The organism is Paenibacillus sp. VTT E-133280 (assembly GCF_002264385.1).
Lineage (GTDB): Bacteria > Bacillota > Bacilli > Paenibacillales > Paenibacillaceae > Paenibacillus_AQ > Paenibacillus_AQ nitricinens.
This window is the reverse complement of the sequence record NZ_NFUX01000065.1, coordinates 26,260-42,926: the sequence shown is the minus strand read 5'-3', so window position 1 is coordinate 42,926 and position 16,667 is coordinate 26,260. Positions and strand designations below refer to the sequence as shown.

General features: G+C 46.5%; 14 protein-coding genes and 1 pseudogene. All 15 read left to right on the top strand.

All coding sequences use genetic code 11. The annotated features are described in order from the left end of the window. Window positions 1-469, top strand: a pseudogene (locus tag CA600_RS23895) (collagen-like protein); the annotation flags it as partial. A 253-nt stretch (window positions 470-722) separates the two neighbouring features. Further along, window positions 723-2,132, top strand: a complete 1,410-nt coding sequence (locus tag CA600_RS23890) for an extracellular solute-binding protein (RefSeq protein ID WP_094873400.1) — start codon at window positions 723-725, stop codon at window positions 2,130-2,132. 567 nt (window positions 2,133-2,699) lie between these two features. Continuing rightward, a complete protein-coding gene (locus CA600_RS23885) occupies window positions 2,700-4,355 on the top strand; it encodes an extracellular solute-binding protein (RefSeq protein ID WP_094873398.1) in 1,656 nt (551 codons plus the stop codon). Window positions 4,356-4,463: 108 nt separating this feature from the next. Next, the gene (locus tag CA600_RS23880; protein WP_094873396.1) at window positions 4,464-5,429 is read left to right on the top strand and encodes an ABC transporter permease; all 966 of its coding nucleotides are present in this window, start codon (window positions 4,464-4,466) and stop codon (window positions 5,427-5,429) included. A 77-nt stretch (window positions 5,430-5,506) separates the two neighbouring features. Further along, window positions 5,507-6,385 carry a carbohydrate ABC transporter permease gene (locus tag CA600_RS23875; protein ID WP_094873395.1) on the top strand — a complete coding sequence of 293 codons (879 nt, stop codon included), beginning with the start codon at window positions 5,507-5,509 and terminating at the stop codon, window positions 6,383-6,385. Between the two features lie 62 nt (window positions 6,386-6,447). Further along, window positions 6,448-7,512: a zinc-dependent alcohol dehydrogenase gene (locus CA600_RS23870; RefSeq protein ID WP_094873394.1), complete on the top strand. Its 1,065-nt coding sequence runs from the start codon at window positions 6,448-6,450 to the stop codon at window positions 7,510-7,512. After that, window positions 7,509-9,374 (top strand): hypothetical protein, encoded by a 1,866-nt coding sequence (locus tag CA600_RS23865; protein WP_094873393.1) that lies wholly within the window; start codon window positions 7,509-7,511, stop codon window positions 9,372-9,374. The genes CA600_RS23870 and CA600_RS23865 overlap by 4 nt, the downstream gene beginning before the upstream one ends. A gap of 34 nt (window positions 9,375-9,408) precedes the next feature. Further along, the gene (locus CA600_RS23860) at window positions 9,409-10,476 is read left to right on the top strand and encodes a glycosyltransferase family 4 protein (RefSeq protein ID WP_094873392.1); all 1,068 of its coding nucleotides are present in this window, start codon (window positions 9,409-9,411) and stop codon (window positions 10,474-10,476) included. Window positions 10,477-10,523: 47 nt separating this feature from the next. Further along, the gene (locus CA600_RS23855; RefSeq protein ID WP_094873390.1) at window positions 10,524-11,429 is read left to right on the top strand and encodes a Gfo/Idh/MocA family protein; all 906 of its coding nucleotides are present in this window, start codon (window positions 10,524-10,526) and stop codon (window positions 11,427-11,429) included. A gap of 32 nt (window positions 11,430-11,461) precedes the next feature. Next, the gene (locus CA600_RS23850; RefSeq protein ID WP_256989987.1) at window positions 11,462-12,463 is read left to right on the top strand and encodes a Gfo/Idh/MocA family protein; all 1,002 of its coding nucleotides are present in this window, start codon (window positions 11,462-11,464) and stop codon (window positions 12,461-12,463) included. Then, window positions 12,460-13,464 (top strand): Gfo/Idh/MocA family protein, encoded by a 1,005-nt coding sequence (locus tag CA600_RS23845; RefSeq protein WP_094873388.1) that lies wholly within the window; start codon window positions 12,460-12,462, stop codon window positions 13,462-13,464. The genes CA600_RS23850 and CA600_RS23845 overlap by 4 nt, the downstream gene beginning before the upstream one ends. A 40-nt stretch (window positions 13,465-13,504) precedes the next feature. Further along, window positions 13,505-14,161 (top strand): RraA family protein, encoded by a 657-nt coding sequence (locus tag CA600_RS23840; protein WP_218832794.1) that lies wholly within the window; start codon window positions 13,505-13,507, stop codon window positions 14,159-14,161. Between the two features lie 24 nt (window positions 14,162-14,185). Continuing rightward, a complete protein-coding gene (locus tag CA600_RS23835; RefSeq protein ID WP_094873386.1) occupies window positions 14,186-14,947 on the top strand; it encodes an SDR family NAD(P)-dependent oxidoreductase in 762 nt (253 codons plus the stop codon). Between the two features lie 21 nt (window positions 14,948-14,968). Beyond that, window positions 14,969-15,859: an SMP-30/gluconolactonase/LRE family protein gene (locus CA600_RS23830; protein ID WP_256989986.1), complete on the top strand. Its 891-nt coding sequence runs from the start codon at window positions 14,969-14,971 to the stop codon at window positions 15,857-15,859. A gap of 17 nt (window positions 15,860-15,876) precedes the next feature. Then, window positions 15,877-16,647, top strand: coding sequence for an SDR family NAD(P)-dependent oxidoreductase (locus CA600_RS23825; RefSeq protein ID WP_094873384.1), 771 nt, complete (start codon window positions 15,877-15,879; stop codon window positions 16,645-16,647). The last annotated feature ends 20 nt before the right edge of the window (window positions 16,648-16,667 follow it).

Sequence of the window (16,667 nt, the reverse complement as noted above, 5' to 3'; positions counted from 1 at the left end):
AACCGGTGCGACAGGAGTCGCAGGAGCAACTGGAGCAGTAGGAGGGGTATTAGGTTTTGCTGATTTTTTTGCCCTGATGCCTCCTGATAATGCAGCAACTGTAGCACCGGGCACAGACGTGAGTTTTCCTCAAGATGGCCCTACCAGCGGGACAACGATTGCACGAACGGGGCCTAGTTCTTTTAACTTAGCAGCAATAGGGACTTATCAGATATTATTTCAGGTTAGTGTAACCGAAGCAGGCCAACTCATCTTGACTCTTAATGGCGCAGATCTGGCCTATACGGTAGTTGGGCGTGCGACAGGTACATCAGAAATCGTAGAAATGGCTATAGTGCAAACAACAGTCATTAACTCCATACTGACAGTTCGGAATCCTGCTGGTAATTCCACTGCACTTACTATTACTCCTCTCGCTGGAGGAACAAGATCTGTTTCAGCACATCTCGTTATTACACAATTAGCATAGCGAAATCTCTTAAGCATAGATAATTTGGAAGTTTGCCACCTCTAATCAGGTGGCTTTTCTAATTATTGAATTAAAGGGAAGGCGCACACGAACTCCCTGCCCTTCACCCATGGCATCTCTCGGCTGAAGCGGGGGGCTATTTACTTAACTTAAATTATGGGAAAATTCGGAATTTTCATTTGACTTCAAATCGGAGTTGACGCAAAATAAGAGGGAGATGATGTAAACTTGAAATTTTCGGGGAGAATTGTACATGAATAATAAATCAGGTCGCCATTCCTTCCGAGAGCGACTGGATCATATGGTGGGTAAGCTTCGTACGGATATCCTAAGTGGAGTTCTACAGCCTGGCGCTTATCTGCCAGCAGAGAGTATGCTAGCCAAGCAATTTGAGTTAAGTAATAAATCGGTCAGAAGAGGGCTGGATGTGTTAGTCCAAGAAGGCCTTATCGTCAAAATCGACCGTGTCGGAAGCAAGGTTATGGAATCCGTGCAGGAGAGAATCCGTATTCATTTTGGCTGCAGTGCCTCGCTGTCCAAGGACTTTCTGCTGGATGATCTAATTGGTGAATTTCATCGACTGCATCCCGGTATTCATATTCTTCCACTGGCGCTGAATGATTTTGACCATGTGAATTCTGCGGTAGAGATGATCAATAATGGGATGCTTGATGCCGTATCCCTGAATAGCACGCAATTTCAGGAACTGGCCGAAAATGGCTCGGCTGAGCTCTTGGAATCGCTTGACCCTGATCCTGAATTATATCCAATTGCGACGGAAGCATTTTATCATGAAAATCAGTTGTATGCCTATCCAATTTCCTTCTCCCCTGTGGTGCTGTGCTACAATAAGGCTCATTTTCGGGAAGCAGATCTGCCAGAGCCAGATAGCTATTGGACCTGGGATGACTTGATTGAGGCGGCTCGTCAGTTGGCAGAGAAACGTGGACGTCATGCCATTTATTTTGTGCCTGCTTCCGAGAACCGTTATTCTGTATTCCTGCTCCAGAGCGGGATTCAAACCGTGGCAGACGGGACCGAGCGCCGTACACTTAGTCCAGAGACGGCAAATAGTCTCAGTGTGTATAGTCGGCTTGTGAACAACCATCAGATTTTCCCTAAATATCTTGCTGGCAATCATGAAGATGAGACGATTTCTTTGTTTGTCCAAGAACAAGTTTCTATGATTCTGACGACATTTTTTAATTTAAATGAATTCAAGGCCTTAACGCTGGATTATGATCTTGCTCCATTACCTAGGCTGAAAACAAAAGATCCACAGAAGACATTACTGGTCACAATCGGAGCGGCTGTGGTCGGAAATTCGAGACAAAAGGAAGCGGCTCGTCAATTCGTTAACTTTCTTGCTTCCGTAGAAGCACAAAAAATTATACGGGAACGCACCGTAAGTATTCCAGCTCGAAAGCGGATCGCTGAGATGAGCACGGCGGATCATTTGAATCGACCTTCGAGATATCTGATGTACAGAGAGCTATTTCCAACCTTCTCCTACCTTAAAGATTTAGGACTTCCCATAGCCGTTCTAAAAAGCTTTCGTAAATTGCTGAACGCTTATTGGTCAAAGATGATAGATGAGGCTACGCTACAAGAGGAGCTGAGTGTCTTAATTTCGGAACAAGATGATAGGGATCGGAAGGTTTAAAAGTCTTTTTCTACGATTGATGTTGTCTGTGAAAATAAATGAAAAGCGTGATAATGGTGCTGTTCGGCCGTTATTGCGCATTTTTTTCAATAAAAGAATGTAAAGCTGGATGTAATACTTAATCTTTTTAAGTCAAAGTTGGTTTATTTAAAGTATCTAAATACGAGTATTTTTGTAAGCGTTTTCTATTAAATTTGAGAGGTTTCAACATTTTACGACAGGTACATGTTATATAAGATTACACATATTAGAGATATTTCTTATTATTATATTGACATCGTATAGGCTGGAAAATATAATAAAATACATCAGATATATATCAGATTTAGAAGGATTGAAAGTCTGATACGCTGATATATAAATCAAAAAGAAGTCAGAACAGATGTTTTCGTCTAATTTTAGTAGAAAATAGGCTGGAGGAAGGAGGGTTTCCTCTTAAAAAGGTGATTTACAGAAAAAATACTCATTTAAAAATTTATTAATGTATCGTTGATTCCTTCTAGTTGATGTTAGTGAATATATCATAATGATTATCTTATTTTTTAGTTATTAATAGGGGGTTGAATTATGAATGTTGCTAAAAGGAAATTAGTTCTGCTGCCTGTCCTATTGTCACTAGTTACACTCGTATCTGCTTGCGGTGGCTCGAATACAAATGCGGGCAATACTGCAGATCCTACTGCGGAGGTTCAGAAAGCTACGGAAGCCCCCGCTCAGGAAGGTAAATCAGTGGGTGGTCTTCAGCTTCCTATTGTTTCAGATAAGCTTGATCTGTCACTTTGGTCACCAAGCGGCGGCAATTTCAGAGGAACTAATTTTAATGAGAAATTATCCTTTCAGCAAATGGAAAAGAACACTAACATTCATATCGACTTTCAACATAGTACAGAAGCTAGTGCGGAAGCCTTCAGCTTATTGATGTCATCTGGTAAGCTGCCAGACATTATTTACAATGATCTATGGGGTTCGGATTCCGGGAAATATGGTACGCAAGGAGCGTTGCTTCCTCTGGAAGATTTAATTGAGAAAAATGCGCCAAACTTCAAGAAAATCCTCGACGACAACCCGGATATCCGGGGACAAATCACTTCGCCTGAAGGCCACATTTTTTACCTGCCTAATCTCGTTCTTGATTCACAGGATCTCACTCAAATGTTCCCGCAAGTGCGGAAAGATTGGATAGAGAAGTTAGGTCTATCTATGCCGGAAACTACAGAAGATTGGTATAACATGCTCAAGGCATTTAGGGAGCAGGATGCTAACGGAAATGGTAAGAAGGATGAAATTCCACTAGTCACAGTGAACTTGGAAAATATCATGATGTTATTCGCTCCAGCCTTTGGTGTTGACTACGGATTCTTCGTGGATAATGGCCAAGTAAAATATGGACCGAACGATCCAAGATTCAAGGATGTCGTATCCTATCTGCACCGTCTTTACGACGAACAATTGCTCGACCCGAACTATCTGGTAGATACCACATTCCAGACTCTGACTGAGAAGGTGACCACCGATGTGGCAGGGGCATGGTTTGGTTGGTCTGGCTCCTACATGGGGAACTTTACTACTCTAATGGAGGGTAAACATCCAACATTCAAAATTGCACCGGCAATTCCACCTAAAGGGCCAAACGGTGATCAACGTCATGTCTCCTTCCGCTGGCAGGCAGCAGCTCATGGTTTGGCGGTCTCCTCGCGGACTGAGCATCCTGAGGAAGTGATGAAATGGCTGGATTATCAATACTCAGAGGAAGGTATTCTGCTGAACAACTTTGGGGTTGAAGGCAAGTCCTATGATCTGGTAAACGGTGAACCTATTTATAAGAAAGAAGTCACTCACCCGACCAATGGTCTCACGAATACGCAAGAACTCTTGAATCATACGATTGGGGGCGGAAGCTGGGCTACAGTAGCGGATACCAGATATGCTGAACAAATCCGAGAAGCTAACGGGCAGACGGAGAATCCACTTGAGCTATACAGTGACTATATTGATTTCGATAGCAAGCTGCCTCCAGTCCAATTCACAACAGAGGAAAATGATGTAGTTGTTCCGTTGATGGCCGATATTCAGACTTATGTAGCGGAAACCATCAATGCCATGATCATGGGGCGTCAAAAGATTGAAGACTATGACAAAGTAATGAAGCAGCTTGAGAAGATGGGCATTAATGATGTGCTAAAAGAGTATCAGGTTGCATACGAGCGATTTAAAGGGAAATGATTCAGCTAGTGACAAGGTTGTCATAGGTGAGCGGCTTTTAGATTGCTTGGTGACCGCTCGCCTTATGACCGCTATAACTAACGCCAGTGTCCGGGAGAGGAGAACGATATGGCTATACCTGTAAAAGTCGCTAAAGTTGAAAGCAGGAAGCTTCCGGTCAAGAGAAGTCCGATTCCCTGGAAACGGATAGCCTCCAATCGCTATCTGTATCTAATGCTCCTTCCTACGGTTTTGTATTTTCTGATTTTTGAATATAAGCCGATGTATGGGGCGATCATTGCCTTTAAGAATTTCAACCCTTACTTGGGGATCACGGATAGTCCTTGGGTGGGCTTTAAGAATTTTGAGAAGTTTTTCGAAAGCTATTATTTTTTCAGACTGCTTAAAAATACCTTCTTAATGAGTTTCTACTCTCTGATCTTCATTTTTCCTGCTTCACTTGCTTTTGCTCTCTTGCTCAATGAGTTGCGGCTCAAGAAGCTAAAGTCCTTTCTGCAGACCGTGTCTTATTTACCTCATTTTATTTCGCTGATCGTCATTTGCGGGATGATTATTGATTTTACTAAGCCAGGAGGCATTATTAACAGCCTGCTGCTTAGCATCGGCCTAATTTCGGAGCCCATTCAGTTCCTGATTCTGCCGGAATGGTTTCGAACAATCTATGTGGGTTCTGGCATGTGGCAGAGCCTAGGTTGGAATTCAATTATCTACTTAGCAGCGTTATCCGGCATCAATCCGAGCTTGTACGAGGCGGCAGTTGTCGATGGAGCAGGGCGATGGAAACAGTTAACGAATATAACGCTGCCCGGGATTCTGCCTACAGTGTTAATTCTCTTGATTCTGAATGTGGGTACCCTGCTGAATGTGGGCTGGGACAAAATTATATTGCTTTACAATCCTGGAACGTACGTCACTGCGGATGTGATTTCAACATTTGTCTATAGACGAGGGGTGATGGAGGCGAATTACAGTTTTTCTGCGGCAGTAGGATTATTTAATTCCATAATTAACTTCACATTGCTCGTTATAGCGAACCGCATCAGCCGAAAAACAACGGATAGCAGCTTATGGTAAAAAAATGCTTTCGATGCGAGTTTTGTCGAAACAGATTCAAAGTAGTATTGCTAACAAAACTTTTAGGAGGGTAGACAATGGTTGTGAAACGCAGTATAGGCGAAATCATTTTCGACAGCTGCAATGTGCTGTTTCTAATCTTGTGTTCTTTCCTGTTCTTGTACCCGATGTGGTACGTGCTGGTCTCCTCATTCAGCGATGCACATGCAATTGCTGCGGGGAAGGTAAGCTTCTTTCCAATTGGCTTTAATCTGGATGCTTACAAGCTGGTATTTGAGGACACGCGGGTATGGACGGCTTACGGAAATACCTTCTTTTATGTCATTGTCGGTACGTTGATTAATCTGGTGCTAACTACACTTGGTGCTTATCCTCTGTCCAGAAAGAATCTGGAGGGGAGAAATATCATTATGGCTTTCATCGTGTTCACGATGTTTTTCAGTGGGGGTCTAATTCCGGCGTATCTGAATGTCCGTGAGCTTGGCTTGTATGATACACGGTGGGCGCTGCTGTTGCCTGGTGCGGTTAGTGCCTTTAATTTGATCGTAATGCGGACGTTCTTTCAATCTATCCCTGATAGTTTGATAGAGTCTGCCAAAATAGACGGCGCCCATGATTTCAGAATTCTGCTGCGGATCGTGCTTCCGCTCTCCATGCCGGTTCTGGCGGTTATGACCCTCTTCTATGCGGTAGGCCACTGGAATAGCTGGTTCTCGGCCATGATTTATTTACAGGACCGGAATTTGTTCCCGCTTCAATTGATTTTGAGGGAAATTCTGATTCAATCCTCTGCGCAAAATATGCTGGCCGGCGTTACACAAGATGAGGTGTTTCGGATCAGTGAATCTATTAAATTCGCTACGATTATCATTGCTACCGTGCCGATTTTGATGATCTATCCATTTTTGCAAAAATATTTTGTAAAAGGTGTAATGATCGGTGCGCTGAAGGAGTAACAGCCCTAGAGAAGATATTTTATGACAGAAACGTTTCTGAAGCAGTCGGGAGGAGAAGACATATGAAGGCAGTAATATCTCAGGAAGGACAGATTCGCATGTCGGATGTTCTGACACCAGTCATTGAAGATGGATTTGTTCTAGTCCAGACTGAATATTCGGCGATTAGCCCCGGAACGGAAATGATGATGAATGGTCTGCACCGTACGCAACAAATTGTGCTTGGATACAGTGCAGCGGGTGTAATCCGAACGCGTGGAAAAGGAATGGAGCACTGGCCTGAGGGTCTTCGGGTAGCCTGTTACGGCGGACCTTATGCAAAGCATGCAGAATGGCTGCTAATGCCTCAGCATCTGATGGTGTCCATTCCTGACCATGTTAGTTCGGAGGAAGCATCGACAGTAGGGCTTGGAGCCATTGCAGTACATGCGGTAAGGCAGGTAGCTCCGCAGTTTGGGGAGACGCTTGTGTTGATCGGTGCCGGAATTCTTGGGCAGTTGATTGCTCAGATTGCTAAGGCGGCAGGATGCCGTGTGATCGTCTATGATTTGCTTGTAGAGCGCTGTGAGATGGCTGAGCGCCTTGGAATTAGACATATCGCTACCAGTCCAGAGAAGGTTAAGGAACATCTTGCTAACCTGACGGAGGGCCTGGGAGCAGATGCAGTCATTGTATGCGCCGGCGGTAAAACCGGAGACCTTATTGATCAATCGTTAGAATGGGTACGGGATCGCGGCAAGGTACTGTTAGTTGGAGATGTTAAGCCGGATTTCTCCCGTGATCTGATGTTCGGAAAGGAAGCCCAAGTGCTGATTTCTAGAGCCGGAGGTCCCGGACGATATGATCCGATCTATGAGCGGAGGGGGATTGACTATCCTTACGGCTACGTGCGGTGGACAGAAGGGCGTAATATGGCTGAATATATTCGCTTAATCTCTGAAGGGGATATTCAGGTGAAGCCGTTGATTAGCGCGATATTCCCGGTCGAGCGTTGTGAAGAAGCCTTTCGGCGTTATGCAGAGGACCCCGTGGATCTGTTGGGAGCGGTCTTAGCTTATCCTGCAGCAGTCTCTGGATGTGAAGCGAAGGTTAAGGAGCAGCTGACGAAAGAAGGCGGGAGCAGATGAAGGCGCTGCGGATCGGTGAGCCACTAAACGGTCTGGCGGTTTGGGCTTCGGCTTATGGAACATGGCAAGGAGCAGACCGGATTTACGCTGTTTCTTCCGGAAGTCCATGTATCTTATTTGTACTGGATCCCAGTGGTGAACAGGCTGCGGAACGATATGCGCTGGAAGGCTCAGATCATTGCTGGGGTGTAGTCTTAACGGTAAGTGGGGTGTATATCGGAGGAAGCGGCATCTTGTATAGATACACCCATGAGGCTGGTGTGGAGAACCTGGGTGAGATGATTTCCGGTGAATTCTATACGTGGCGGTTGGCAACAGATCAGCAAGGTAGGATCTATGGGGGATGTTATCCTGGAGGGAAAGTGTTCCAGTATGACCCAGCGACAGGAGTGTTTAGGGATTACGGTGCTATGGTAGCTGGAGAACAGTATGCACGTTCTATGGAAGCGTGGAACGGTAAGCTCTATGTGGGAGTTGGTACACAAACCCCGCATATTGTTGTACTGGATACGGATACGGGAGGACGCTCGGAAATTGGGTTGCCAGATGAATGTCAAGGTGAGCAGTTAGTTTATGACTTGAATATCATTCATGACAAGCTTTTTGTTCGAATTACACCTTCTGCACGGTTGTACATTTATGATCTGGAACTGCAGGAGTGGGGCGACACTTTGGATCATGTGAGTGGACTTAGTGTTTCGCCGCCGGATGAGCTGGGAAATGTGTATTTCATTAAAGATGACTATTTGCAGCGATATGATATCCAGACTGGAAGTTTATTCGTTACCTCATTAGTCATGCAGGAGCCAGCAGGAGATTATGGCTGGCTGAATAACCATCCTCTAAATCTGAAAGCGCGCTGTTTAACTGGTGTGCATAGGGATGGGAGTTGCTGGATTTACGATCCGGCGACTGATCGACATATGGTTATGGACTTCGAGCTGCAGGGTCAATCGGTCCATTTGCAGTCCATGACCTACGGACCTGATGATGCTCTCTATCTCGGAGGATATTTCGCAGGTGGGCTGGCCAGATTCGATCTGATAGCCGATGAGATCACTTCTTATCGGGGGATAGGTCAGACGGAAGGGATGCTCGCTGGAAGGGGTTGTCTATATCTAGGCGTTTATCCGCGAGCGAATATTTTTAAGTACGATCCGAACAAAGTTTGGAAGCCGGGTGAGAATCCAGAACTACTGTTTTCCCTACAGGAAGAGGAGCAAGACCGGCCTTTTGCTTGGGCTTGGGCAGGTGAAGAGCTGGTCATTGGTACGGTTCCTTCTTATGGCCGGCATGGAGGAGCTCTGACGCTGTACCATCCTGTAAGTGGTGCGCGTGAGGTGTTCAAAAACCTTTTGCCGCAGCAAAGTGTAGTGTCCTTGGCAAGTAGCGATGAGCTGTTGTTCGCTGGAGGGTCTGTGTGGGGTGGGCTCGGGATTGCTCCACAGCGAGCGGATGCATCTCTAATGATTTGGGATATAGAGAAGCGCTGTAAAGTATGGGAAGGTGTACCAGTGCAAGGGGAAAGGGCTATTTCTGCTTTGGTTTTAGATGATGTAGGGCATCTATGGGGGTTGACCGCAGGGCTGTTATTTCGTTTCGATCCACAACAGAAGCAAACTGTAAAGACTTACACATTGTTTCCGATGAACTGGAAGGCAGTGACTCATTTTTGGCGTAGTGGTAATGAACTGCTTTATAAGGAAGGCATGCTTTACGGCGTGTCGATGAATCACTTATTTAAGTTCGATGTGCTGAGTGAGGAACTTGAGGAGCTTAATGACGATGCGCGGCTGCTGACGATGGACCATAAGGGCGGTCTATATTTTGCAAGAACTACAGAATTGTACCGGATGCGCTAGTAAGGTCTGCACGAGCCTTGGCGAAGGGTGAGGGATGATGAGAATCTTATATTTTTATAAATTCTGTATTCTGGGTGGGGTAACTACTCAACTTGCGAATCGACTTAAATTTTTGCGGCATCACTCGGAAGTGCATTTTGCCTTTCTTGAGGATTACGGCGGGGCGAGCGCTTTTGAAGGATATGAGCTTGTCCGAATTCTGGGGACGGTTGAAGAAATTAAGAGCTACATTGAAGCTTATGATTTCGATGTCATAATAACGATTGATACTTACGAACTGTATGAAGCGCTTGGGCCTGTACAAGAGGGAAAGGTGATTATTCATGAGGTACATACCACCTATTCCGAACCCCTGCAGAAGTTGGCCGCAACAAAAGATAGTCTGCCTTTTCACTATGTGATCACTCCCTCTGCTTACATGAAGGATTATTTGGACAATATCGGCATAGCGGGCGCTTATCATATTAATAATTGCCTGGACATCGATTTGTTCCGATATGAAGCGGAGATGGAGCAGGAGCCTGCGAAGATTTTGTGGGTAGGTAAGCTGGATGATCACAAGAATTGGTCGTCCTATTTGAACATTGCTGGCAGGCTGAATGCCAGAATGCCAGAGCTGCAATTTATGCTGGTTGGGGGATATACTGCTGCCGAAGAGATCAAGAAACAGCTAATGGTAAAGGTAGAACTGATGGGGATTAAACATTTTAAGTGGATTCCCAAAGTGAATTACGAAGAGATGCACAGCTATTATTCATCGGTTGCACAAAGTGGCGGGTTATATGTAAGTACGACAATCAATGAGTCTTTTGGGATGACTGTACTGGAGGCGATGGCTTGCAGATGTCCGGTAGTGGTTCCGAGGGTAGGGGCGTTGCCGGAATTATTGGAAGGTCCGTTAAGTGCCTCCCTATACGAATCAGGCAATGAAGCGGAGTGTGTGGACAGATTAAGCGCACTGCTGGAGCAGAACAGCCTGAGGGAAAGCTTGAAGTCATTGGGAGAACAGAAGGCCAGAACCACTTACAGTATAGAGCAAGTGGGGAAAGATTACATGGCATTGCTTGAGCGTTTTAGAGAAGAACGTTTAATTTCTAAATAAGTGGATCACTCCATGGGTCTGTCAACCGAATAAGAGGTGTTGTTGAAATGGAAGAGCTGCAGATCGGTATGGTAGGAATGGACACTTCACATAGCAGGATTTTCGCGGTGCTGCTTAATGATGAATCCAATCCATTGTATATTCCGGGTGGCAGACTACACTACGGTTATCCGGGGGGTTCTCCTGATTTCGAGCTAAGCTATTCACGTGTGAGACCGATTAGCAGTGAATTGCAGGAGCGTTATGGCGTTGAACTGCTCGATTCTATAGAAGAAGTTGCGGAGAGATCCCATGCGATTCTATTGACTTCTGTAGATGGGAGATTGCACAAGGAACAATTTGCGGTACTGGCTCCTTACGGTAAGCCGGTATTCATTGACAAGCCGTTAGCGGTTACTACTGAAGATGCTAGGGTGATTGTGGAGTTAGCGGAGAGGTATGGAACGCCATTTTTCTCCAGCTCTATGCTACGTTTCGGTGGACCGCTAGCATCCCTCTTAGAGGATGAAAGTGCAGGTGCTATCCTTGGAGCGGATTGCACAGGACCGTTAGATTTCCAGCCGACACAACCAGGGTTGTTCTGGTATGGCATTCACACTGCCGAGATGTTATATGCAGCACTTGGAGAAGGCTGTCATTCCGTTCGTGCCGTCAGTAACGATGCGCAAGAATGGGTAGTTGGCCAGTGGAAGGACGGGCGAATGGGGACGATCCGCGGAAACCGTACAGGTGGCTCTGATTTCTATATCGTATTGCACCGAGAACGGAGCAGTATCGGAATTAACGCACTCGGAGCAAATTACAACACAGGACATCAGCAATTACTGAAGAAATTTATAGCTATGACGCGAGGGGAATCTCCACCGGTACGACCTTCTCTAACACTGGAGTTGATTCGTTTCCTTGAAGCGGCCAACGAAAGTCGGGTAAGCGGTGCTGATGTTCTTCTGTAAAGGAAAGCTCAATCTGAGGGGAGTGTAGTGTATTGATTAGGACAGCCGTAATCGGATGTGGTGGCATGGGAACGGTTCATGCGGATCGTTACAAGTCCATGCCCGAAGCTGAGCTTGTCGCTGTTTGTGACATCGTTGAAAAAACCGCTGAGGTGCTAGGGAATTTAGTAGGCGTCAGCTATTTTACATCCGTACAAGAGATGCTGGAGCAAGTGAAGCCAGAGGTGGTTAGTATTGCTGTGCCGACCTATTTACATGTATCACTGGTACGAATTGCAGCTGACCATGGCGCGCATGTAATCTGTGAGAAGCCGCTCGCACTCACTTCGCAGGAAGCGGAAGAAGCGATTCGCTATTGCAACGAGCGTGGAGTGCGTTTATTTGTGGGCCATGTTGTCCGATTCTTTCCTTCTTACAGACAGCTTGCGGAGGGGATACAACAGCTCGGCAGTGAGCAAGGCGGAATATACCATGCTAAACGGGCGGGTTCGCATCCCGGAAACGTGCAAGCATGGTTTCGAGACCCTCTCCTTAGTGGGGGTGTCATTATGGATTTAATGATTCATGATATTGATTACATCCGTGGAACCTTTGGTGAAGCGCGTGAAGTATATGCGTTCCAGCACCAGTCGGAAGATATAAATTATGCCTCAGCCACTTTCCGTTTTAAGAATGGAACCATTGCCCAGCTTGAAGCATTTTGGGGTTATCCCGGTTCGTTCCATTCCTCTTTTGAATATGCGGATGCGGAAGGCATCATCTCAGACGGGACCGGTGATGGCGAAAGTCTGCATATTCGCAAGTTAATTACGACGGGCACTACATCGGGATTTGTGGAGACGCCTTCGAGTGTGCTGCTGAAGGATCCATATTATGAGGAACTGGAACATTTTCTAGGCTGCCTGACAAGTGGGGGAAAGCCGATAGTAACGGCTCAGGATGCTCTGGAAGCTGTACGCTGGGCTGAAGCTGCTCAGCAATCGGCGATGACCCATCAACCCGTGAAGCTTGAAGTGAAGGGGGATATTTCATGAGCCGTTTGAATATTGGTATGATCAGTTTCGCGCATGCCCATGCTTTTGACTATTTGACAAGTTTATTGTCCATGTCTGAAGTGACGGTCGGTGGAATTGCTGATGAGGTGCCGGAGCGCACACAGGCGCTCGCAGAACGTCATTCGATTCCCTATTATTCTGACTACAAGGAACTTCTGGCTGATGCGAAGATAGATGCCGTAATTATTTGCTCGGAAAATGTCTATCATGCGGAGCTAACCATCGCTTCGGCCCAAGCGGGCAAACATGTACTATGCGAGAAGCCTCTAGGTCTGTCTGTGGAAGAAATGCAACGGATGATTTCAGTCTGCTCTGAAGAGGGAGTACAGCTTATGACAGCCTTTCCTTGCCGCTACCTGACCCCGGTTGTGCGGGCTAAAGAAGCGCTAGATCGTGGTGATATTGGTGAAATCATTGCTTTTAAAGGAACGAATCGGGGTTCTTTTCCGGGACCCAAATGGTTCGCTGAGGAAGCCCTATCGGGGGGCGGTGCTGTGTTTGATCACACCGTACATGTGATGGATCTGATGAACTGGTTCTCTGGTTCTTCTGTAGAACAGGTGTATGCTTATGCGGATACTTTGTTTGATCCAGAGCGCAAGCGGACCATCGATGATGCTGGAATGGTGCATGTAACTTTTGAGAACGGTGTGTTCGGAGTACTCGATCCGAGCTGGTCACGCAATCCTGGCTTCCCGACTTGGGGAGATGTAACCTTAGAAATCATCGGCACAAAAGGTGTCATTTCCATTGATGCTTTCAACCAAAAAAACAATGTATACGGAAGAGCATCTGGTAAAGGGAGCTGGTCCTTCTGGGGGGATGACATGAATGAACTGATGCTCAAGGCTTTTGTAGAGGCGCTTCGAGCTGGGGTGGAGGTGCCGATCTCGGGATTAGATGGGCTCCGATCTACAGAGGTCGCACTTTCCGCTTATCAATCTGTTCATGCAGGCCAACCGATCCACTTAAATAAATGAGAAACTGTAAGCAGAAAACTTTGATGAGGGTGGTACCGCTATGAAGGATCAGAAATTGTTCGACAGTATGTGTGAGAAGCTCTACGCTGCGGTCATCTCTGATACGTTGGATCAATTGGGCTATCGTAATCAGGTGATGCGTGAAAATATTAACCCGATAGATCCTAAATGGATCGTCGCCGGAAGAGCAAAGACCATTTTGTCTGTGGATATTCATCATTTGCCGGATGATCCTTACACGAAGGAGATTGAGGCGGTAGACAGTGTTAAGCCCGGAGAGATTGTTATCGGTTGTACGAATGAATCACGGCAGAACGGTCTGTGGGGTGAGTTATTGTCTACGGCTTCCAAAATGAGAGGCGGCCGCGGAGCCATTGTAGATGGACTAATCCGTGATACTGCCAAAATTCTGGAACTTGGTTTTCCTGTCTTTGCTACCGGGACCAAACCTGTTGATTCTCAAGGGCGTGGAATTGTTATCGACTATGATATTCCGGTGCTATGCGGTGGCGTAATGGTCCATCCCGGAGATGTAATTTTTGGTGATCGTGATGGTATTGTCGTGATTCCGGGCGCCATCATCGATGAAGTGTTTCAATTGGCTATGGATAAGGTGACTCGCGAGAATCATACACGGGATGAACTGCTCGAAGGATATACCTTGCGGCAGGTCTACGATAAATACGGGGTGCTCTGATCAAGAATTGAGGGAGTGATAAACATGAGGCTGGCTGGCAAAAGAGCGCTGGTCACAGGTGCAGCAAGAGGAATTGGACTGGGAATTGCCCTTCGATTTCTGGAAGAGGGTGCTCAGGTTGTCTTGTTGGACCGTAGGGAAGAGGAGCTTCTTACTGCGCTGGAAACCTTAAAGGCATATGGGGAAAAAGCTGCAGTGGAGGTGTGTGATCTTCGCGATGTGGCACAGCTGGAACAATCCATTGCCCGAGCCTTCGAAAGGTTTGGTGGTATAGATATTGTTGTGAACAACGCCGGCATCGCCTTTCGTGAACACTTTCTCGATATCTCGGCAGAGCACTGGAATGCAGTATTTGATATCAATGTAAAGGCTGTTTTTTTAATTGGTCAGCTTGCGGCAAGGCAAATGATTTCTCAGGGTGGCGGAGGCGTCATTATTAATATGAGCTCCAAAAATGGTCTGGCGGCAAGCTCTGAGCTCGCGCATTACAATGCTTCTAAGGCTGCTGTTATACTGCTAACCGAATCTATGGCAGTGGAGCTGGCGGCTTATGGAATCCGGGTAAACGCAGTAGCCCCGGGATTTGTGGATACACCCCTTGACCGCAAGCTGCGTGAGGCTTCTAAGCTTCCGGCGTGTTCGGAACATACACCGATGAAACGGGCGGGAACCATACGAGAGGCTGCTAATGTATTTCTTTTTCTGGCATCTGATGAAGCCTCCTATGTGACAGGAGAAACCATTCGTGTGGATGGTGGCCATTTGGCTAATGGTAGTGAGCTGTAAATCGAAGAAGGGGTGAATGTTTTGGAAATTACAGAATTTCAGGCAGAATTGATGATTGATGCTCAGGCTGAGCTTGGTGAAGGTCCGCATTGGGATGCTGAATCCAATCAGTTGTATTGGGTCGATATAACGGGTAGGAAGCTTAGAATATACGACCAGAGGACTGGTGGTGAAGTCGTTCGCTCTTTTGAACAAATGGTCAGTGCAGTTATACCTACGACAACAGGAGGAATTCTATTGGCTATGGAAGAAGGGGTCTATCTCTCTCAACCTGAAGGATCTCCGGTCCTGCTGACTTCAATAGAAGCGGATCTTCCACATAACAGAGCAAATGATGCGAAATGCGACCGACAAGGCAGACTGTGGGTAGGAACGATGAGTATGGACGATGAGCCGAAAGCTGGTGGCTTCTATGTCGTGGATTCGGGTGGCTTCACTCGCCAAGTGTTATCTGGCATCGGCTGCTCGAACGGAATGGCTTGGGATTATTCACGCAGCAAGATGTATTACATTGATACACCGACAAGGCAGGTGGATATCTTTGATTACGAAGAAGAATCTGGAAGGATAAGTAACCGAAGATTAGCGTTCCGAATCCCTACAACGACTGGCTATCCGGACGGAATGACCATAGATAGTGAAGGCATGCTTTGGGTCGCCCATTGGGGCGGCGGCTGTGTATCACGATGGAATCCGGAGTCGGGCGAGCAGCTTGGACTCATTCGAGTTCCAGCACCGCTGGTGACCTCGTGTACTTTTGGAGGCAGTGATCTAACGGAACTCTATATTACAACTGCAAGAATAGGGATGCACGAGAAAGAGTTACGTGATTATCCGTTTGCAGGCGGTTTGTTTATGGCTAAGCCGGGGGTGACTGGCTTGTTGCCGGGAAACTTTCAGGCTAAGAAGTAGGAAGAGGAGGTTAAGCGATGCGACTTAAAGATAAGATCGTCATAATAACCGGAGCTGGCTCGGGAATTGGAAAAAGCACGGCTGCTTTATTCGCTTCAGAAGGAGCGACAGTAATCATTGCCGATGTCCATAAGGATACAGGAAAAGCCGCTGTCACTGAAATAGAGGCGACGGGTGGAAATGCGGTGTTCATACCCTGTGATGTAACCGATGCTAGCAGTACTACCGTGATGGCTGATCAAGTCGTTAATACTTTTGGGCGTATCGATGTGCTTTTTAATAATGCAGGAATCAGTGGCGTGGGTGCGGTACATGAGGTTTCAGAGGAAGTATGGGAGAGGGTCATGCGGGTTAATGTGACGGGTGTGTTCTTAACCTGCAAGGCTGTCCTCCCTTATATGATGAAGACCAAGAAGGGTTCTATCATTAATATGTCCTCTGGCATCGCCGAAATCGGAGTCGCAGAGCGGGCTTCTTACAGCGCTTCTAAAGGAGCTGTTCTATCTTTAACGAAAGCGATGCAGGTTGATTATGCACCTTACGGCATTCGTGTAAATGCGCTGCTGCCGGGTACGATTATGACACCGTTTGTAGAAGGTTATTTGAAGACTTCTCTGGATCCAGAGGCTTCGGTTGCGGCCATTAAGCGTAGACAGCTTGGCGGTGAGCTTGGTAAACCTGAGGATGTGGCAAGAGCGGCACTTTTTCTCGCTTCCGATGAATCCGAATTTGTAATGGGTTCGCCGCTATATGTGGATGGTGGCCTTGTCTTCGGCAAAAAAACATAGAGTGAAGGAGAGTTGAATAG